The sequence below is a fragment of the Roseibium aggregatum genome (assembly GCF_017309185.1).
Classification (GTDB): Bacteria; Pseudomonadota; Alphaproteobacteria; order Rhizobiales; family Stappiaceae; genus Roseibium; species Roseibium aggregatum_B.
Genome location: NZ_JAEKJZ010000005.1, coordinates 262,885 through 280,532, shown reverse-complemented (window position 1 = coordinate 280,532; position 17,648 = coordinate 262,885). Strand labels below are relative to the sequence as shown.

At 60.4% G+C, this 17,648-nt stretch carries 14 protein-coding genes; 8 read left to right on the top strand and 6 right to left on the bottom strand.

Features of this window, described 5'->3' with window-relative positions; all coding sequences use genetic code 11:
• The first annotated feature begins 492 nt into the window (after nucleotides 1–492).
• The 7 genes from JF539_RS21150 to JF539_RS21120 all read left to right on the top strand — a co-directional run bounded on the left by JF539_RS21150 (nucleotide 493) and on the right by JF539_RS21120 (nucleotide 9,045).
• On the top strand, nucleotides 493–2,103 hold the full coding sequence (locus JF539_RS21150; protein WP_207142722.1) for a phosphoenolpyruvate carboxykinase: 1,611 nt from the start codon (nucleotides 493–495) through the stop codon (nucleotides 2,101–2,103).
• Nucleotides 2,104–2,227: 124 nt separating this feature from the next.
• The gene (locus JF539_RS21145; protein WP_207142721.1) at nucleotides 2,228–2,557 is read left to right on the top strand and encodes an XdhC family protein; all 330 of its coding nucleotides are present in this window, start codon (nucleotides 2,228–2,230) and stop codon (nucleotides 2,555–2,557) included.
• Nucleotides 2,558–2,626: 69 nt separating this feature from the next.
• Entirely contained in the window at nucleotides 2,627–3,199 is a 573-nt protein-coding gene (locus tag JF539_RS21140) for a LysE family translocator (protein ID WP_207142873.1), read from the top strand.
• A gap of 4 nt (nucleotides 3,200–3,203) precedes the next feature.
• On the top strand, nucleotides 3,204–3,899 hold the full coding sequence (locus JF539_RS21135; protein ID WP_207142720.1) for an XdhC family protein: 696 nt from the start codon (nucleotides 3,204–3,206) through the stop codon (nucleotides 3,897–3,899).
• Complete coding sequence (locus tag JF539_RS21130; protein WP_207142719.1) at nucleotides 3,896–5,518, top strand: NTP transferase domain-containing protein; 1,623 nt, start codon at nucleotides 3,896–3,898, stop codon at nucleotides 5,516–5,518. The genes JF539_RS21135 and JF539_RS21130 overlap by 4 nt, the downstream gene beginning before the upstream one ends.
• Before the next feature lie 287 nt (nucleotides 5,519–5,805).
• A complete protein-coding gene (locus JF539_RS21125) occupies nucleotides 5,806–6,012 on the top strand; it encodes a hypothetical protein (protein WP_207142718.1) in 207 nt (68 codons plus the stop codon).
• A 450-nt stretch (nucleotides 6,013–6,462) separates the two neighbouring features.
• Nucleotides 6,463–9,045: a PAS-domain containing protein gene (locus tag JF539_RS21120; RefSeq protein ID WP_207142717.1), complete on the top strand. Its 2,583-nt coding sequence runs from the start codon at nucleotides 6,463–6,465 to the stop codon at nucleotides 9,043–9,045.
• A 105-nt stretch (nucleotides 9,046–9,150) separates the two neighbouring features.
• On the opposite strand, the gene JF539_RS21115 is transcribed toward JF539_RS21120, so the two are convergent.
• From JF539_RS21115 to JF539_RS21090, 6 genes are all read right to left on the bottom strand, one after another.
• Complete coding sequence (locus JF539_RS21115; RefSeq protein WP_207142716.1) at nucleotides 9,151–9,558, bottom strand: F0F1 ATP synthase subunit epsilon; 408 nt, start codon at nucleotides 9,556–9,558, stop codon at nucleotides 9,151–9,153.
• Nucleotides 9,559–9,659: 101 nt separating this feature from the next.
• Entirely contained in the window at nucleotides 9,660–11,084 is a 1,425-nt protein-coding gene (gene atpD / locus JF539_RS21110) for a F0F1 ATP synthase subunit beta (RefSeq protein WP_207142715.1), read from the bottom strand.
• A gap of 25 nt (nucleotides 11,085–11,109) precedes the next feature.
• Complete coding sequence (locus JF539_RS21105; protein ID WP_207142714.1) at nucleotides 11,110–11,994, bottom strand: F0F1 ATP synthase subunit gamma; 885 nt, start codon at nucleotides 11,992–11,994, stop codon at nucleotides 11,110–11,112.
• A 33-nt stretch (nucleotides 11,995–12,027) separates the two neighbouring features.
• The gene (gene atpA / locus JF539_RS21100; protein ID WP_207142713.1) at nucleotides 12,028–13,557 is read right to left on the bottom strand and encodes a F0F1 ATP synthase subunit alpha; all 1,530 of its coding nucleotides are present in this window, start codon (nucleotides 13,555–13,557) and stop codon (nucleotides 12,028–12,030) included.
• Nucleotides 13,557–14,117, bottom strand: coding sequence for a F0F1 ATP synthase subunit delta (locus JF539_RS21095; RefSeq protein ID WP_207142712.1), 561 nt, complete (start codon nucleotides 14,115–14,117; stop codon nucleotides 13,557–13,559). Before JF539_RS21095 ends, atpA begins: the two co-directional genes overlap by 1 nt.
• Nucleotides 14,118–14,445: 328 nt before the next feature.
• Nucleotides 14,446–16,644, bottom strand: coding sequence for a primosomal protein N' (locus JF539_RS21090; protein WP_207142711.1), 2,199 nt, complete (start codon nucleotides 16,642–16,644; stop codon nucleotides 14,446–14,448).
• Between the two features lie 289 nt (nucleotides 16,645–16,933).
• Here JF539_RS21090 and fsa point away from each other — a divergent pair, with 289 nt between their 5' ends.
• Entirely contained in the window at nucleotides 16,934–17,587 is a 654-nt protein-coding gene (fsa, locus tag JF539_RS21085) for a fructose-6-phosphate aldolase (RefSeq protein ID WP_207142710.1), read from the top strand.
• Nucleotides 17,588–17,648 lie beyond the last annotated feature (61 nt).

Genomic DNA, 17,648 nt, shown 5'->3' with positions numbered 1-17,648 from the left:
GTACAGGTATTACCTTAACATAGTGCCTTTGGCCCGCTAAATGCGCATAAATTAAGGCAATCCCTGTCTTACTGACTGAGGATCGTCGTTTTGATCTCAGTATTGAGGCGGCGTGCGGGTGCGATCATCCGAGCCGCCGGCAGCTTTATTGGCGACTTCAACTGGCCAATTCAAGGGACTGTCCGGGATTTCCATGGTTAACAGGCATGGATTTTTTTCGAAGTATTTCTCTCGAAGCGCGAATTTTACGCGGTTTTTTTCGTTTAGGTGATCGATTCGAACATAGCGAAAGTTTCGTTTTTTTATTTGCGATCCAAATTAAATATACCCGTTTCCGCAGGGTATTTTAATCGATTAAACAAGAACATAGCCCTTTCGTCAGTCTTGCTGCCTATTGGCCTATCCTCTACGTTCGCAAACCTTACGGCCCGGATCGGCCCATAAGCCGGTCCGGCGGCAACGAAAATGCCCACATCACGAGGACTGCGGGAAATGTTTGAAGTAGGTGTCAGGAACCCGTCCAATGGCTGCGAAACCTTCGGCTTGAAAAACCTGAAGGCGCTGTACTGGAACCAGAACGAGCCTGCTCTTTATGAGTATTCCCTGTCCCGCGGCGAAACGAAACTGGCGGCCGGCGGCCCTCTGGTTGCCGATACCGGAATTCACACGGGCCGGTCCCCGAAGGACAAATTCGTGGTTCTCGATGACGAGACCAGGGACACGGTCTGGTGGGACAACAACGCTCAGATGTCCGTGCAGCAATTCGACACCCTTCTGGCCGACTTTCTTGCGCATGCGGAAGACATGGAGCTTTTCGCCCAGGACCTTTACGGTGGCGCGGACGAGACCCATCGCCTGCCGGTGCGCGTCTACACGGAAAACGCCTGGCACTCCCTGTTCATCCGCAACCTGCTGCTGCGGCCGGAAACCGCCGAACTTGCCGGATTCGTTCCGGAAATGACCGTGATTGACCTGCCCAGCTTCAAGGCCGATCCGGAACGCTACGGCTGCCGCAGCGAGACGGTGATCGCCTGCGACCTGACCCGGAAGATCGTTCTGATCGGCGGCACCTCCTATGCCGGCGAAATGAAAAAATCCGTCTTCACCATGCTCAACCACCTGCTGCCGGAAAAAGGCGTCATGCCGATGCACTGTTCGGCCAATGTGGGCGACGAGGGCGACACCGCTATTTTCTTCGGATTGTCCGGCACCGGCAAGACGACCCTCTCCGCCGACCCGGATCGCACGCTGATCGGCGACGACGAGCACGGCTGGAGCGAACACGGCGTCTTCAATTTCGAGGGCGGCTGCTACGCCAAGACCATCAAACTGTCCGCAGAGGCCGAGCCGGAGATCTACTCCACCACGCAACGCTTCGGAACGGTGCTTGAAAACGTCGTCCTCGACGACAACCGGGCTCCGGATTTCGACGACGGGTCGAAAACCGAAAACACCCGTGCCGCCTACCCGATCCATTTCATTTCAAACGCCAGCGACACCGGCCGCGCGCCGATGCCGAAGACCGTCATCATGCTCACGGCCGATGCCTTCGGCGTCATGCCCCCGATCGCGCGGCTGACCCCGGCACAAGCCATGTACCACTTCCTGTCCGGCTACACCGCGAAGGTCGCCGGCACCGAAAAAGGGGTCACGGAGCCTCAGGCGACCTTCTCGACCTGTTTCGGCGCTCCCTTCCTGCCGCGCCATCCGTCCGAGTACGGCAATCTTCTGAAAGACCTGATCGCCAAGCACAATGTGGATTGCTGGCTCGTCAACACCGGGTGGACCGGTGGTGCCTACGGGACCGGTCACCGCATGCCGATCAAGGCCACGCGGACCCTCCTGCAGGCCGCCCTGTCCGGCAAGCTGAAAAACGCCGAATTCCGCACCGATGCGAATTTCGGCTTCGAGGTGCCTGTGTCCGTCGACGGTGTCGACGGCCAGATCCTGACGCCCCGGGAAACCTGGACCGACAAGCAGGCTTACGACAGCCAGGCCGCGAAACTGGTGCAGATGTTCGTCTCCAACTTCGAGACCTTCGAGGCTCATGTGGACGGCGCCGTGCTGAACGCCGCCCCGGCACTGCGCACGGCAGCCGAATAACCGCCCGACCGTTACCGGATGAAGATCACGGCGCCTGGAACTCCAGGCGCCGTTTCTTTTGGTGGCCGCTTTTCTCCGGCCCGGAAAGGTTTATATTCAGAAGCCGACCGAGAAGGGACATCCGATGACAGCGACCGATACACTCCCCGATGTTCTTGAAACCGCTGCAAGCTGGCGGGACAGCGGACGCTCCGTTGCGCTGGCCACCGTTGTCGAGACCTGGGGCTCCGCTCCCCGGCCGGTCGGCTCCCATCTGGTCATTGACCAGGACGGCAATTTCGAGGGATCCGTGTCCGGCGGCTGTGTCGAAGGCGCCGTGGTTTCCGAGGCCATGGACGTGATCGAAACCGGAACGCCGACGACACTAGACTTTGGTGTCGCAGACGAAACGGCCTGGGAGGTCGGCCTGTCCTGCGGCGGACGTATCCGGGTCTATGTCGAACCCGTGGTCTGACCGGAGCCGCACATCGTGACGACTGAAACGCTCCTCGCCTTCATTGCCGCCACCGCCCTTTTTGCCTATATGCCGGGGCCCGCTCTGCTTTATACGGCGGCCCAGACAATTGCCCGTGGCAAGCGGGCCGGCTTCATGGCCGCAGCCGGGATTCACCTCGGCTGCTACGTGCATGTTCTTGCGGCGGCTTTCGGCCTTTCGGCCATTTTCACAGTCGTTCCAGCGCTCTATTTCGCCCTGAAGCTCGCAGGCGGTTTCTACCTGATTTACCTCGGACTACAGATGATCAGAACCCGGATTGCCGCAGGTCCGATGCCGCACCTCCCGCAAAAAACCTCCCGCCGCGCCTTCGCCGACAGTGTCCTGGTCGAAGTGCTCAACCCGAAGGTCGCGATCTTTTTCATCGCCTTCCTGCCGCAATTCGTCAGCCCGGACGCGGGTCTGCCTGTATGGGCACAGTTCCTGATCCTCGGCACTTTCGTCAATTGCGCCTTCACGTCCGCGGACATTGTCACGGTGCTGTTCGCGTCGGAGATCAAAAGACGGCTGACCCGGGCGAGCCGGTTCCAGGACCTGGCCCGCTGGCTCGGAGGCTCCCTGCTTGTCGGCCTGGGATTGAAACTGGCAACTGACCGAAGCTGATAAAATGGATCTTTCCCTTCTCAAAACCCTGAATGCCGAACGTGCCGCCCGCCGCGCCGCCATCCTCGTGACCGACATGGCCAATGGCGCGCAACGCCTAGTCCGTGGCGGGGACGATTTTCATTCCGATCCTCTGGCCGAGGAATTCGCCAGACGTTTCCGCTCCGGCAAATCGGGTCTGGTACAAACGGACGCCGGCGAAGCCTTTTTGACCGTGTCCGTTCCCGCGCCGCGCCTCGTGATCATCGGTGCGGTTCACATCAGCCAGGCACTGGTTCCCATGGCCGAGATCGCCGGCTTCGACGTCGCGGTCATCGACCCCCGCACAGCCTTTGCGACGGAAGAGCGTTTTCCAGGCAGCACCCTCAAGGCCGACTGGCCCGAAGAGGTGTTGAAAGACGCGCCGCTCGACCCGTTCACAGCGGTTGCGGCGGTGACCCACGATCCGAAAATCGACGATTTCCCGCTGATGGAGGCCCTCAAGACCGGTTGCTTTTATGTCGGCGCCCTCGGCAGCCGCAAAACCCACGGCAAACGGCTGGAACGGTTCGCGGAGGCCGGCCTTGATCCCGCTCTCCTTGCCCGGATCGACGCCCCCATCGGTCTCGATATTGGTGCCGCCTCACCCCAGGAAATCGCCGTGGCGGTGCTCGGCTCCGTCATTCAGGCGCTGCGCAAAATGCCGGACGCCGCCCCATGAAGTTCGGGCCCCGTCCCCCGGAAGAGGCTGAAGGCTGCATTCTCGCGCACCGTACCGCACTGCCCGACAGGGTCCTGAAAAAGGGCCGCATCCTGAGTGCGCGTGACTGTGCGGATCTCGCCGCTCAGGGCATTTCGAGCCTCATGGTGGCCTGTCTCGATCCGGAAGATCTCGGCGAGGACGGCGCCGCTACACGAATCGCCCATGCGGCAAGGGGAGCCGGCGTTGAGTGCGATACGGCCTTTACCGGACGCATGAACCTTTATGCGGAGGCAAACGGCGTGCTGGCCGTCGACGCGGAGGCGGTGACGGCCGCCAACCGGATCGATCCGGCCATCACCTTCGCGACCCTTGCCAATCACAGCAAGGTCCAGGCGGGCCGGATGGTGGCCACCGCCAAGATCATTTCCTTCGGGCTTTCGAAGACGTCTGTGCAACAGGCGGAGGACGTGCTGCGTGGCGCGGTCCGTGTCGCGGCCTTTCGCCCCCGCAAGGTCGGCCTCGTGGCTACACAACTGCCGCATCTGAAACCCGCGACCATGGACAAGACGCGCCGGGTTCTCGAAGACAGGCTGCGTGCAAGCCGCAGCACGGTTCTTGCGGAACTGCGCGTTGCCCACGAGGAAGACGCCGTGGCCGAGGCCATTGGCAAGCTCATTGCCGAAGGCGCCGATTTTCTGATCCTGTTTGGGGCTTCCGCCGTCGTGGACCGGATGGACGTGCTGCCTACGGCCCTGGAGCGCGCCGGGGGCACCGTGGAACACCTCGGCATGCCGGTGGACCCGGGCAATCTGCTCATGCTGGGAGCCCTGGGCGAAACGCCGGTTCTGGGGGCGCCGGGCTGTGCCAGAAGTCCTAAGGAAAACGGCTTTGACTGGGTTCTCGACCGGTTGCTTGCCGGAATTCCGGTGACCCCGAACGACATAACTGCAATGGGTGTCGGAGGTTTGCTGATGGAAATCGGGACGCGCCCACAGCCGCGCGAAACAAAACCCCGGAAAGACAATCCGAAGATTGCCGCCGTTATTCTGGGCGCCGGCAAGTCGACACGCATGGGCGGGCCTAACAAGCTTCTCGCGGAACTGGCGGGCAAGGCGCTGATACGCCATGTTGCGGAAGCCGCGACTGGCGCAGGCCTTGACCAGACCGTTCTGGTCACCGGACATCTGGCGGAGGAAATCGCTGACAAAGTTGCGGACCTGAATCTGCAGCTGGCCCACAATCCCGATTACGCGGAAGGCATGGCCGGCTCGATCGGAACCGGCATGAACGCGCTCGACAAGGATATCGATGCCGTCATCATACTCCTGGGTGACATGCCCCGCATCGACGCGCAGGTCATCGAAAGTCTCGTCGGCGCCTACCGGAAGAACGAGGCCAGCCTGATCGTTTCCGCCACCGCGAACGGAAAGCGCGGCAATCCGGTCCTCTGGGACCGTCGCTTTTTCGATGCGCTTAAATCGCTGACGGGCGATATCGGCGCGCGGCATCTGATCGCGGAAAACCCGGGCTTCGTGTGTGAAGTCGAAATCGGTGAGGCGGCGCGCCTGGACCTCGACACGCCGGAGGCACTCCGGTCTGCCGGTGGTGTCATACCCCGGCAGAACCCGGGTCAATGAGTGCCTCCTCCCGCAACGAACCCGCCTCCTCTGACCAGTTGGTAAAAAAACGTTAAGCTGGTATGCACTCAGTGCATTCCGGAAATGTCAGCTACTCTATTGCATTTCTGTGACAGGGCCCTTATGTAACTCCTGCGCTTGCTGAAGGGCACTCGTAAGGGTTGGACAGGCATGATGTCCCGGGCGCCGATAACATCCGATTTCTGACAAAAGCAGTTCGGATCCTTCCATGGAAGGATGCTCGAGCGCTTTTTTCTGCGTGCGAAAAGAACAAAGAGGAAAACAAAATGGCTGACTCGTCTCTTCCGCGTCCGGGCTGCTGCAAATGGGCAGAGGGCGATGCTGGAAACTACACCTTCCCGTGCTCCAATTCCGTTGAGCCGGGCACGTCCTATTGCGCCGAGCACAGCGCCATCGTTTACATCCCGCCGGAAGAGCGCCGCCGCAGCCGTTCCGGCAGCGGCATGAGCCTGACCTTCCGCCGCGCGGCATAACGAACAAACTGCTTGTCACAAAAAGCAGATCAAGAGTGGTCTTAACCACCTCCCTTTAAACCCGGCCCCAAAGCCGGGTTTTTCTTTTTTAAATAAGCGACATCCCTTTCATTCCGCAGACCTGCCGTTCCAATACATGCGGAAATGTTTCTCAACAGCAGTTCACCTACCGTTTTCCTTCCGCCTACTCCCGAAGTCCTCAACTCATACTTAAGAAGGCGGTATTTTTTACAATAGACTAAAATGGTATTATTGATACAGAATTCCCTCAATCGGAACCTGAGGATATCGACCGCGAAGTCTATCGGGAGAAGCGTATTTCCCAATTGTAGTGTTAGTTCAATTTTTCCTGAAAGAATAAGACCTATTATCATTTATGTAAGACATCATCAGGCAACCGATCTCTAGGACGTTCTTTTAAAGCAGCTGAAAACGATGGAAGCTGAGCAGGTGGCAAATGAAAGCGAGCGCCTTGCCGCATTGGAGAGGCTCCAGATAATCAGGTCTGAACGCCTGCCGGAGTATGATGCGCTCGTCGAGACACTTGCGGATGTCTTTGGATGTCCGATCGCCTTCCTTGGCTTTTTCGGAGCACAAGAACAGTGGTTCAAGGCCCGCGTTGGCCTGGATCTCGACAGTACACCCCGAGAAAACTCGATCTGCGAACACACGCTTTCGTCCGACGATCTGCTTGTCTTGCCCGATGTGCGCGCAGACGGCCGCTTCAAGGACATGCTTCCAATGATCGGCGATACGGCTGTCCGTTTCTATGCCGGCTGCCCCCTTTCCGTCGACGGCAAAAACCGTCTTGGGTCGATCTGCGTCATCGACAGCAAGCCGATGGTTCCCTCGGACGATCAGCTCAAGCAACTCAGGCGTCTCGGCCGCATTGCGGAGGGATTGATCAAATCGCATCAGGCGCGCCTGGAAGCGAAAAGGGAACATCTTCAGGCAACCCGCGAAGGCGAACTTCTCGAGGAGATCGCAAATATTTCGGGCGTCGGTGGATGGGAATACGACTGCGTGACCGACACACTTTCCTGGAGCGGCAAGACCCGTGAAATTCACGAAGTCGGGCCCGACTTCGTGCCGGATTTGAATTTCAGCCTTTCCTGTTTCGCCCCGGCGGGCAGGCATGTCCTTTCCGAAGCCATGAACAAGGCGAAGGAAGTCGGTGCCGGCTGGGATGTGGAGCTTCCTTTCACCACCGCAAAAGGACGCAAGACCTGGGTGCGCGCCGCGGGCCGGGCCATCTTCGAAGGCGGGTCGGTCGTCCGCCTGGTCGGAGCCTATCAGGACATCACCGGTCGCAAGGTCTCCGAACATGCGGTGCGCCAGTCCGAAGCCATCCACCGGACCACGCTTGAAGCGTTGAGTGAAGGCATTCTGCTTCTGTCGCGGACCGGACTGATTCAATCGTTCAACCCGGCCGCCGCAAAACTACTCGGGTTTGACGGAGCCGAGCTTCGAGGAAAAAAGGTCGGCGAACTCGGTCTTGTATTTCAATGCGAGCAGAATTGCAGTGGCGTCGATTGCAATCCGCTTCAGTCGGCCGCGGAGAAGCCTGACGAAGTCCAGAACGTTGTGGCTTTGGTAAGCCGAGGGCCGGGCGGTAAAGCCTCCTGGTTGCTTATCAATTCAAAAGCCGTGACCAACACCAGCGATTTCGGCCTGGACGGCGTCGTCGTTTCCCTCACCGACATTGGCGAGTCCAAGCGACAAGCGGACATCCTGCAGATTGTTGTCGAAAACACTCCGGGCGGCGTAGTCTATTTCGACGAACACAGGCGCATCGCGGCCTTTAACGAAGACTTCCGGCGGATGCTTCAACTGCCGCAGCACCTTTTTGAGAAAAAAGCCACTCTCCTTGAGGTCGCTTATTTTCTCGCCAAAAGGGGAGACTACGGGCCGGGTTCGCCGGAAGATCTTGTCAGGGAACAGTTTGACTATTTCGACCATCCGGAACCCCATGTCTACGAGCGGCTCAGTCCGCAGGGCACAGTTTTCGAGATCCGCAATACTCCGCTGCCGAACGGTGGGCTTGTGTCCAGCTATTTCGACGTGACCGAACGAAAGAACATGGAACGTCAGTTGGCGGAAAACGAACGCCAGGCCCGCGCGCGATCCGAGGAGTTCGAGATCATTCTCGCCAACATGCGTCAGGGTGTAAGCGTCTTCGACCGCAAGGGCCGGCTGGCACTGTGGAACAAGCAATATCTCGAAATCTTCGGCAAGAGCGACAGCGAGGTCCGCCAGGGTATGACCTTGGCCGAACTGATCGCGGTGGACAAACAAAAGGGAACGTTCACCGGTGAAATCACCGAACATGTTTCCGAGGTGATGGGCCGCCTTAACGACGGCGATCCCACGCGGTCCGTCTACCGGCATCCGAGCGGTAAAATCATCAGCGTCAACCGCACGCCGTTGCCCGCGGGCGGCTGGATCGCAACCAGCGAGGACGTGACGTCCCGCGAACTCGCCGCCGAGAAGATCCAGCATGCGGCTCATCATGACACGTTGACCGGCTTGGCAAACCGGACCCTGTTCAATCTCAAGCTGAATGAAGCGCTGTGCAACGCTTCGGAGCGCGGCGATCAGGGATATCTGCTGCTTCTCGACCTCGACCAGTTCAAGCCGGTCAATGACAGTTTCGGTCACGATATTGGCGACGATCTGCTGAAGCAGGTGTCATCGCGGCTGCGCAAATGCGTCCGGTCCTCGGATCTTGTGGCCAGGATCGGCGGCGACGAATTCGCGATCATCCTGTTTCCGACGGAGGCCAGATCCGACGACACCAATGCCGCTGACATAGCCGGCCGTGTCGTGCGTGCCATTCAGGCCCCGTTTGGGATTTCTGATTTTTCGATTTCGATCGGTGTAAGTGTCGGTATCGCAACGATTACCGCGGCAACCGTCGAAGCCCGTGTCGTTATCAAGCAAGCCGATATCGCGCTTTATGAAGTGAAGAAGCACGGCCGGAACGGATTTCAGTTTTACGACGCATCCACCGGAGAGGCCACCACGCCGGCCTGATCTCGATCGGATGGGTTCGGTCCAGGCTCTCCGGAAGCCATGCGCAAACAAAAAACACGGCTTGCAGGAAGCCGTGTTTCCAAACGTCTGCTGAATGTTGACGTATCAGGCCGCTTTCAGGGCCTCGGCCACGTCCTGCAGCTGCGAAAGCGTCATTTCCGCCTTCTGCCGGGCTTCGTCGTCCTTGGCGTCTGCGACGTCTTCCCTTGCGTTTTCAATCGCCTGATCGAGCAGATCCTTGCTGATCTCGCTGACCGGAATGGCCTGTTCGGCGAGAACAGTGAGACCGCCGGGGGCGATATCTGCAAAACCGCCGCGAACGAAATACTCGTCCCACGCGCCCTTGTCGTTCTGCACTTTCAGGATGCCCGGCTTGATGGTCGACATGAAGGGGCTGTGGTTCTTGAGAACGCCAAACTCGCCTTCGGTGCCCGGGATGACCACTTCCGCGACCTGTTCGGACAGAAGCGCACGCTCAGGCGAGACCAACTCAAACTGGAAAAGTTCAGCCATCTGGCGTCTTCCTTGTCAGTTTCTGATGCAGATGGAGAACCCACCGCATGGGAAATCAGAACCGAACGCCCCGATGGGCGTCCGGTATCAACTTAGAAACGTCAGGCTGCTTCCGCGGCCAGTTTCTGGGCTCTCTCGATCGCCTCTTCGATGGAACCGACCATGTAGAAAGCGGCTTCCGGCAGGTGATCGTACTCGCCGTCGACAAGACCCTTGAAGCCTTTGATCGTGTCTTCCAGGGCAACGAGCTTGCCCGGGGACCCGGTGAAGACCTCGGCCACGAAGAACGGCTGCGACAGGAAGCGCTCGATCTTACGGGCGCGGGCAACCGTCAGCTTGTCTTCTTCCGACAGTTCGTCCATGCCCAGGATGGCGATGATGTCCTGAAGCGCCTTGTAGCGCTGCAGCGTCCCCTGGACGGCACGGGCCGTGTTGTAGTGCTCTTCGCCGATGATGCGGGCATCCAGCATGCGCGAGGTGGAGTCCAGCGGATCCACGGCCGGATAGATGCCTTTTTCGGCGATCGAGCGGTTCAAAACGGTCGTTGCGTCCAGGTGGGCGAAGGTCGAGGCCGGCGCCGGGTCGGTCAAGTCATCGGCCGGAACGTAGACGGCCTGAACGGACGTGATCGAGCCCTTGGTGGTGGTGGTGATGCGCTCCTGCATGCCGCCCATGTCGGTGGCAAGCGTCGGCTGATATCCCACAGCGGACGGGATACGGCCGAGCAGAGCGGACACTTCCGAACCAGCCTGGGTGAAGCGGAAGATGTTGTCCACGAAGAACAGAACGTCCTGGCCTTCGTCACGGAAGTGCTCGGCAACCGTCAGACCGGTCAGGGCAACACGTGCACGGGCTCCGGGAGGCTCGTTCATCTGGCCGTAAACCAGGGCCGCCTTGGAGCCTTCTCCGCCGCCTTCCTTGTTCACGTTGGATTCGATCATTTCCCAGTAAAGGTCGTTGCCTTCACGGGTCCGCTCACCGACACCTGCGAACACGGAGTAACCGCCGTGCGCCTTCGCGATGTTGTTGATCAGTTCCATGATGAGAACGGTCTTGCCGACGCCGGCGCCGCCGAACAGGCCGATCTTGCCGCCCTTCGCGTAAGGAGCGAGAAGGTCGACGACCTTGATGCCCGTTACCAGGATCTCGGCTTCGGTGGACTGTTCGATGAAGGGCGGTGCTTCCTGGTGAATGCCGCGCTTGGTTTCGTGCTTGATCTCGCCGGCTTCGTCAACCGGCTCGCCGATCACGTTCATGATGCGGCCCAGAGTGCCGTCGCCGACCGGCACCATGATGGCCGCGCCGGTGTCGACAACTTCCTGGCCGCGGATCAGACCCTCGGTGGAGTCCATCGCGATCGTGCGCACGGTGTTTTCGCCGAGGTGCTGTGCAACCTCAAGCACAAGGCGGTTGCCCTGGTTGTCAGCTTCAAGAGCGTTCAGGATCAACGGCAGGTGGTCATCGAACTTGACGTCGACAACGGCGCCGATGACCTGGGTGATCCGTCCGACCTGTTTGTCAGCCATATCCCTAATCCTCGTCTAGATCCCGTTAGAGCGCTTCAGCGCCCGAGATAATTTCAATCAGTTCCGTCGTAATCTGAGCCTGACGCTGGCGGTTGTAAGCGATCGTCAGTTTGTCGATCATGTCGCCGGCGTTACGGGTCGCGTTGTCCATGGCGGACATACGCGCACCCTGCTCGGATGCCGCATTTTCCAGGAGAGCCCGGAAAATCTGGACGGAGATGTTTCTTGGCAGAAGATCCGCCAGGATCTCGGCCTCGTCCGGTTCATATTCATAAACCGCACTGGCGCCTTCACCGGCGTCCCCTTCGCTGGTCTCGAAGTGAGCCGGAATGAGCTGCTGTGCCGTCGGCTCCTGCGCGATCACCGACTTGAAGGTCGAGTAGAACAGCGTGCAGACATCGAACTCGCCGGCATCGTACATGGACAGTACTTCCCGGCCGATCTCGTCCGCGTTCGAGAAACCGACATTCTTGACGTCGCGCAGCTCGATGGTCTTGATCACATACTGGCCGAGTTCGCGCTTGATGGCGTCGAAGCCCTTCTTGCCGACACACAGGATCTTGACCGTCTTGCCCTGGGCGATGAGGCTGCGTGCCTTGTCGCGGGCCAGCTTGGCGATATTGGTGTTGAACCCCCCGCAAAGCCCGCGCTCGGCCGTGGCAACCACCAGGAGATGAACCTGGTCGTTGCCCGTACCGGACATGAGCTTCGGAGCGTCGTCGCGGCCCTCGAAAGCCACCGCGAGATTGGCCAGCACTGCCTCCATGCGTTCCGCATAGGGGCGCGCGGCTTCCGCGGCTTCCTGAGCACGACGCAGTTTCGCCGCAGCCACCATTTGCATGGCCTTGGTGATTTTCTGCGTCGCCTTCACGGAAGCGATGCGGTTTCGTAAGTCCTTCAGGCTCGGCATGGCCGCCCCTGCTCCTTATCCCGGCGTGGTTCTTTACGCGAAGTTCTTCGCGAACGCGTCGATGGCAGATTTCAGCTTGCCCGTGAGCTCGTCGTCGAGCGCCTTCTTCTCCCAGATCGCATCGAGCAGATCCTTGTGCTCGCCACGCAGGTTCAAGAGCAGACCTTCCTCGAAATCCTTCACCCGGTTGACCGGGATCGAGTCCAGGTAACCGTTCACGCCGGCGTAGATGACCGCGACCTGTTCTTCCGTCTTCAGCGGCGAGAACTGCGGCTGCTTCAGAAGTTCGGTCAGGCGCGCGCCGCGGTTCAGAAGGCGCTGGGTGGTGGCATCGAGGTCGGAACCGAACTGAGCGAAGGCCGCCATTTCGCGGTACTGCGCCAGCTCGCCCTTAATCGGGCCGGCAACCTGTTTCATCGCCTTGATCTGTGCGGAAGATCCAACGCGGGAGACCGACAGACCGACGTTCACCGCCGGGCGGATACCCTGATAGAACAGGTCGGTTTCCAGGAAGATCTGACCGTCGGTGATCGAGATCACGTTGGTCGGAATGAAGGCCGACACGTCGTTGCCCTGGGTCTCGATGACCGGAAGAGCGGTCAGCGAGCCGCTGCCGTGATCTTCGTTCAGCTTCGCCGCGCGTTCCAGAAGACGGGAGTGCAGGTAGAAAACGTCGCCCGGGAAAGCTTCACGTCCCGGCGGACGGCGAAGCAGCAGGGACATCTGACGGTAGGCGACGGCCTGTTTGGTCAGATCGTCGTACCCGATCACGGCGTGCATGGAGTTGTCGCGGAAGAACTCGCCCATCGCGCAGCCGGCGAACGGCGCCAGGTACTGCAGCGGAGCGGGATCGGAAGCGGTCGCGGCGATCACGATGGAGTATTCCAGCGCGCCGGCATCTTCCAGGGTCTTCACGAACTGCGCAACGGTGGAGCGCTTCTGGCCGACTGCAACGTAGATGCAGTAGAGCTTGACGTTCTCGTCGTCGGAAGCGTGCAGCGACTTCTGGTTCAGGAAGGTGTCCAGAATGATCGCGGTCTTGCCGGTCTGGCGGTCGCCAATGACCAGCTCGCGCTGACCGCGGCCGACCGGGATCAGGGCATCGATGGCCTTCAGGCCGGTCGACATCGGCTCGTGCACGGATTTACGCGGCAGAATGCCCGGCGCCTTCACGTCCACGCGGCGCTTTTCGGCCGCATCGATCGGGCCCTTGCCGTCGATCGGGTTGCCGAGCGGATCGACAACGCGGCCCAGAAGGCCCTTGCCGACCGGAACTTCCACGATGGCGCCGGTCCGCTTGACGGTGTCGCCTTCCTTGATGTCACGGTCGGAGCCGAAGATCACGACACCGACGTTGTCGGTTTCCAGGTTCAGGGCCATGCCCTTGATGCCACCTGGAAATTCAACCATCTCACCGGCCTGGACCTTGTCCAGACCATAAACACGGGCGATACCGTCACCAACGGAGAGCACCTGACCGACCTCGGAGACTTCGGCTTCCTGGCCGAAGCTCTTGATCTGGTCCTTGAGGATTGCGGAAATTTCCGCGGCCCGAATATCCATCAGCCGACCTCTTTCATCGCGAACTTGAGTGAATTGAGCTTGGTACGCAGGGACGTGTCGATCATGCGGGAACCGACCTTGACCACAAGGCCGCCGATCAGAGCAGGATCAACTTTCGCTGCGATGTTAACGGTTTTGCCCAGAGACGCCGCGAGCGCCTCCTTCAGGGCAGCGACATGCTCGTCGGACAGGGGCGCCGCAGTGGTCACCTCAGCCGTTTCCTCGCCCCGCTTTTCAGCGAGCAGGACGCGGAACGCCTTGATCATGCCGGGAAGAACGAAGAGCCGCCGGTTCTTGGCCGCAAGCTTCACAAAATTTGCGGCGAGACCGGAAATGCCCGCCTTTTCAAGAAGTGCCGTGAGCGCTGCGAGCTGCTCCTCGACACTGAACACCGGGCTGTTCACAAGCCGGACGAGATCTTCGCTTTCGGCAAGCATGCCTTCGAAAGCCGTCAGATCCCGTTCCACATCGGCCGTCGCACCCTCGCCTTCCGCAAGATCGAGAAGGGCGGATGCATAACGCTGTGCCACACCGGAAACGAGAGATACGTTGTCAGTCACCAGGTCCGTGCTCTCTGACTTTTCTAGCCCGCAACCGACAAGCGCCTGCAAGGCATTGAAAAATTGAAAGATTTCAAGGTAAGAAGGTATGACGGTTAAGCCGTGCCCCCCAAAGCCGCGCCTCAATTAGCACAGGGTTTCCCAGTGTGCAACTTCGCCAAATGACTGTTCTCGCCGATTCCTAGGTGTTTTTTGCGAGCTGGAAGCAAAAACCCTTAAGGATCAATAGTTAGCGATCGAATAAACCTTTAGGCGGTGTTCGTGCTCTGGCCGGCGAACCGCATGCTGACGCCAAAAGGCACCTCGAGTGGGCACCGGCGAGGACGGCTCAGATAAATTGCTGCGGGTCGATATCGACCTGAACGCGCAGGCCCTTGGTCGGTTTCGGACCCGCTGCGAGCCACTGACGCAGATAGGACTGGAGGTCGAACTGCCGGGGCGCCATGGCCAGAAGCCTGTAGCGGTGACGTCCGCGAACCATGGCAAGGGCCGCTTCCGCCGGACCGAGAAGGGTTACCGCCTGATCGTGCGGCGCCGCGCGGACCAGCGCGCGAGCGTATCCTTCCGCGAACATCTTGTCCGGCCCGGACACGATGACCGCGGCGAGGCGCCCGAACGGCGGCAGGCCCGCAGCCCGGCGCGCCTCGATTTCCGCCTGATAAAACGCGTGTTTGTCGCCGGACAGGAGCGCCCGGATGACCGGATGGTCGGGATTATAGGTTTGCAGCACCCCCTTGCCGCCGCCGGTTACCCGGCCCGCCCGGCCGGTCACCTGAGCCAGGAGCTGGAAGGTCTTTTCGGCCGCGCGCGGATCGCCATGCGCCAGTCCAAGATCGGCGTCCACGACACCGACGAGCTTCATTTTCGGAAAATTGTGGCCCTTGGCGACAAGCTGGGTGCCGATGACGATATCGGCGCCCCCCTCCTCGACGATCTTCATTTCCCGCTTCAGCCGTTCCGGCCCACCGGATATGTCAGAGGAAAGCACCAGTGTGCTCGCCTGCGGAATCAGATCGGATATTTCCTCCGCGATCCGTTCCACCCCAGGCCCGCAGGCCACCAGCGTGTTGGTGCTGTGACAGGACGGACAGCTTTCCGGCACTTTGTCGACATGGCCGCAATGGTGGCAGACGAGCGTCTTCTGAAAACGGTGCTCCACGAGCCAGGCGCTGCAGTGGGGACACTGGAAGCGGTGGCCGCAGGCCCGGCACAGGGTCAGCGGCGCGTAGCCGCGCCGGTTCAGGAAGAGCAGGGACTGATCGCCTTTCGCGAAGGTTTCGAGAATCGCTCCGACGAGGCCGGGAGCCAGCCAGCGCCCCCGTTCCGGCCCTTCCGTGCGCATGTCGATCGCCTTGAGATCCGGCAGCTCCGCCCCGGAAGCCCGCTCGGGCAGTTCGCTCAGCATGTAGCGGCCCTGCTCGGCATTGACCCGGCTTTCGACCGACGGTGTCGCGGACGCCAATACCACCGGGAATCGGGAGATATGGCCGCGCACCACCGCCATGTCCCTCGCGCTGTAAGGCACCCTGTCGTCCTGCTTGAAAGCCGCGTCGTGTTCCTCGTCGACGACGATCAGACCCAGTTCCTTGAAAGGCAGGAAAAGTGCCGAACGCGCCCCGATCACCACCCGCATGTCTCCGGAAGCCGCCCCTCTCCAGACGCGGGTCCGATTCTTCGGGGTGATTTCCGAGTGCCATTCGGCGGGATAAACCCCGAAACGCTGCTCGAAGCGGCGCAGGAACTGTTCGGTGAGCGCAATCTCAGGCAGGAGAACCAGGGCCTGCTTCTCCCGCCGGAGCGCCTCCGCAATGGCCTCGAAATAAACCTCCGTCTTGCCGGACCCGGTAACCCCGTCGATCAGCGTCACGCCGCCACCGGGTCTGTCGAAACTTCTGATCAGGTCCTCGGCAGTGGTCAGCTGCGCTTGCGTCAGCGGTTTTTGCGCATAGTCGATCTGCGGCCTCGGCGGCGGTGGCGCAGCCGGCATTTCGACCGTCTCAAGCACGTTTTGCCTGAGCAGGCCGTCGACAACCGAGGCGGAGACGCCCGCCGCATGCGCCAGGCCGCTTTTCGTCCAGGCCAGGCCGTCTTCCATCGTTTCCAGAACACGCTTGCGTGCCGGCGTCAGACGCTCCGGGTCCGCGCCCGCGACCTTCCGCACGCCCGGAACGGGTGCTTCGGGCTCCAGCGCTTCCTCCGAGCGCAGGACCATGCGCAGCACCATTCCCGGCGCCCCGAGGGTCCAGTTCGCCACCCAGTCGACGAAGCGGCGCAGGTCCGCATCGAGCGGCGGCGTCTCGTCGTAGATGCGCGAAATGTATTTCAGCTTTTTCGGATTGATGGCCGCATCCGGCTCGACATCCCAGACGGCGCCGATCACTTCCCGCGGGCCCAGGGGCACTTTCACGATGGTTCCCGGAACGACGGTCCGACCCGGAGGAACCTTGTAGGTATAGGCAACAGGCACGGCGACCGGGACCAGGACGCTGGCAATCGTTTCCTTGAACTGAGGGTCGTCGAAAAGCACGGATAATCAGGTCCCAGTTGCCGAAAAGGCGGTTTTTCTTATTGCGGTACTGTGTCGAAAACCGATGCCGAAACATGGCCCGGTGCCTCGCGTGGGACAAGGCCGCAGGACGTTGAGGTACGTACCGCAGATTTTTCGTCCACCGGAGAATCGGGGGTTCTTCTCGTCATCATCCTAGGGTAAAGAGGGCGCAGCTGACCATGCAATCGTTTTGCTTCGAACGCGTTTCAGGCACCTGGCGACCGGCATCCGGCGGCAGACAGGGTACCCCACAACGGAGTAGTGACACATGAAGTTCTTCGTCGACACCGCCGACACGGCCGAAATCAAGGAACTGGAGGCGACCGGTCTTCTCGACGGTGTGACCACCAACCCCTCGCTTGTCGCCAAGTCCGGCCGCGATTTCAAGGAAGTGATCGCCGAAATCTGCGAAATCACCGACGGCGACGTTTCGGCGGAAGTCGCCGCCACCGACTTCGACAGGATGATCAAGGAAGCACATGTGCTGCGCGCGATCGCCGGAAATGTGGTGATCAAGCTGCCGCTCACCTTCGACGGGCTGAAAGCCTGCAAGCAACTGACCGAGGAAGGCACCAAGACCAACGTCACCCTGTGCTTTTCCGCGAACCAGGCGCTGCTCGCCGCCAAGGCCGGCGCGACCTACATCTCCCCCTTCATCGGCCGGCTTGACGACATCAACATCGACGGCCTGGACCTGATCCGCGAAATCCGGGTGATCTACGACAACTACGGCTTCGACACCGAGATCCTTGCGGCTTCCATCCGCACCGCCAATCACGTCAAGGACTGCGCGATCATCGGTGCCGATGTCGCGACCATTCCGCCGGCGACGCTGAAGACCCTGATCAAGCATCCGCTCACAGACAAGGGCCTGGACGCCTTCATCGCCGACTGGGCGAAAACCGGCCAGAGCATTCTGTAAGCGCGCGGGCACGCGTAAAAATTCGGCCTTTTCAAAAAGGTACCGCCCGGTATTGTCTGCC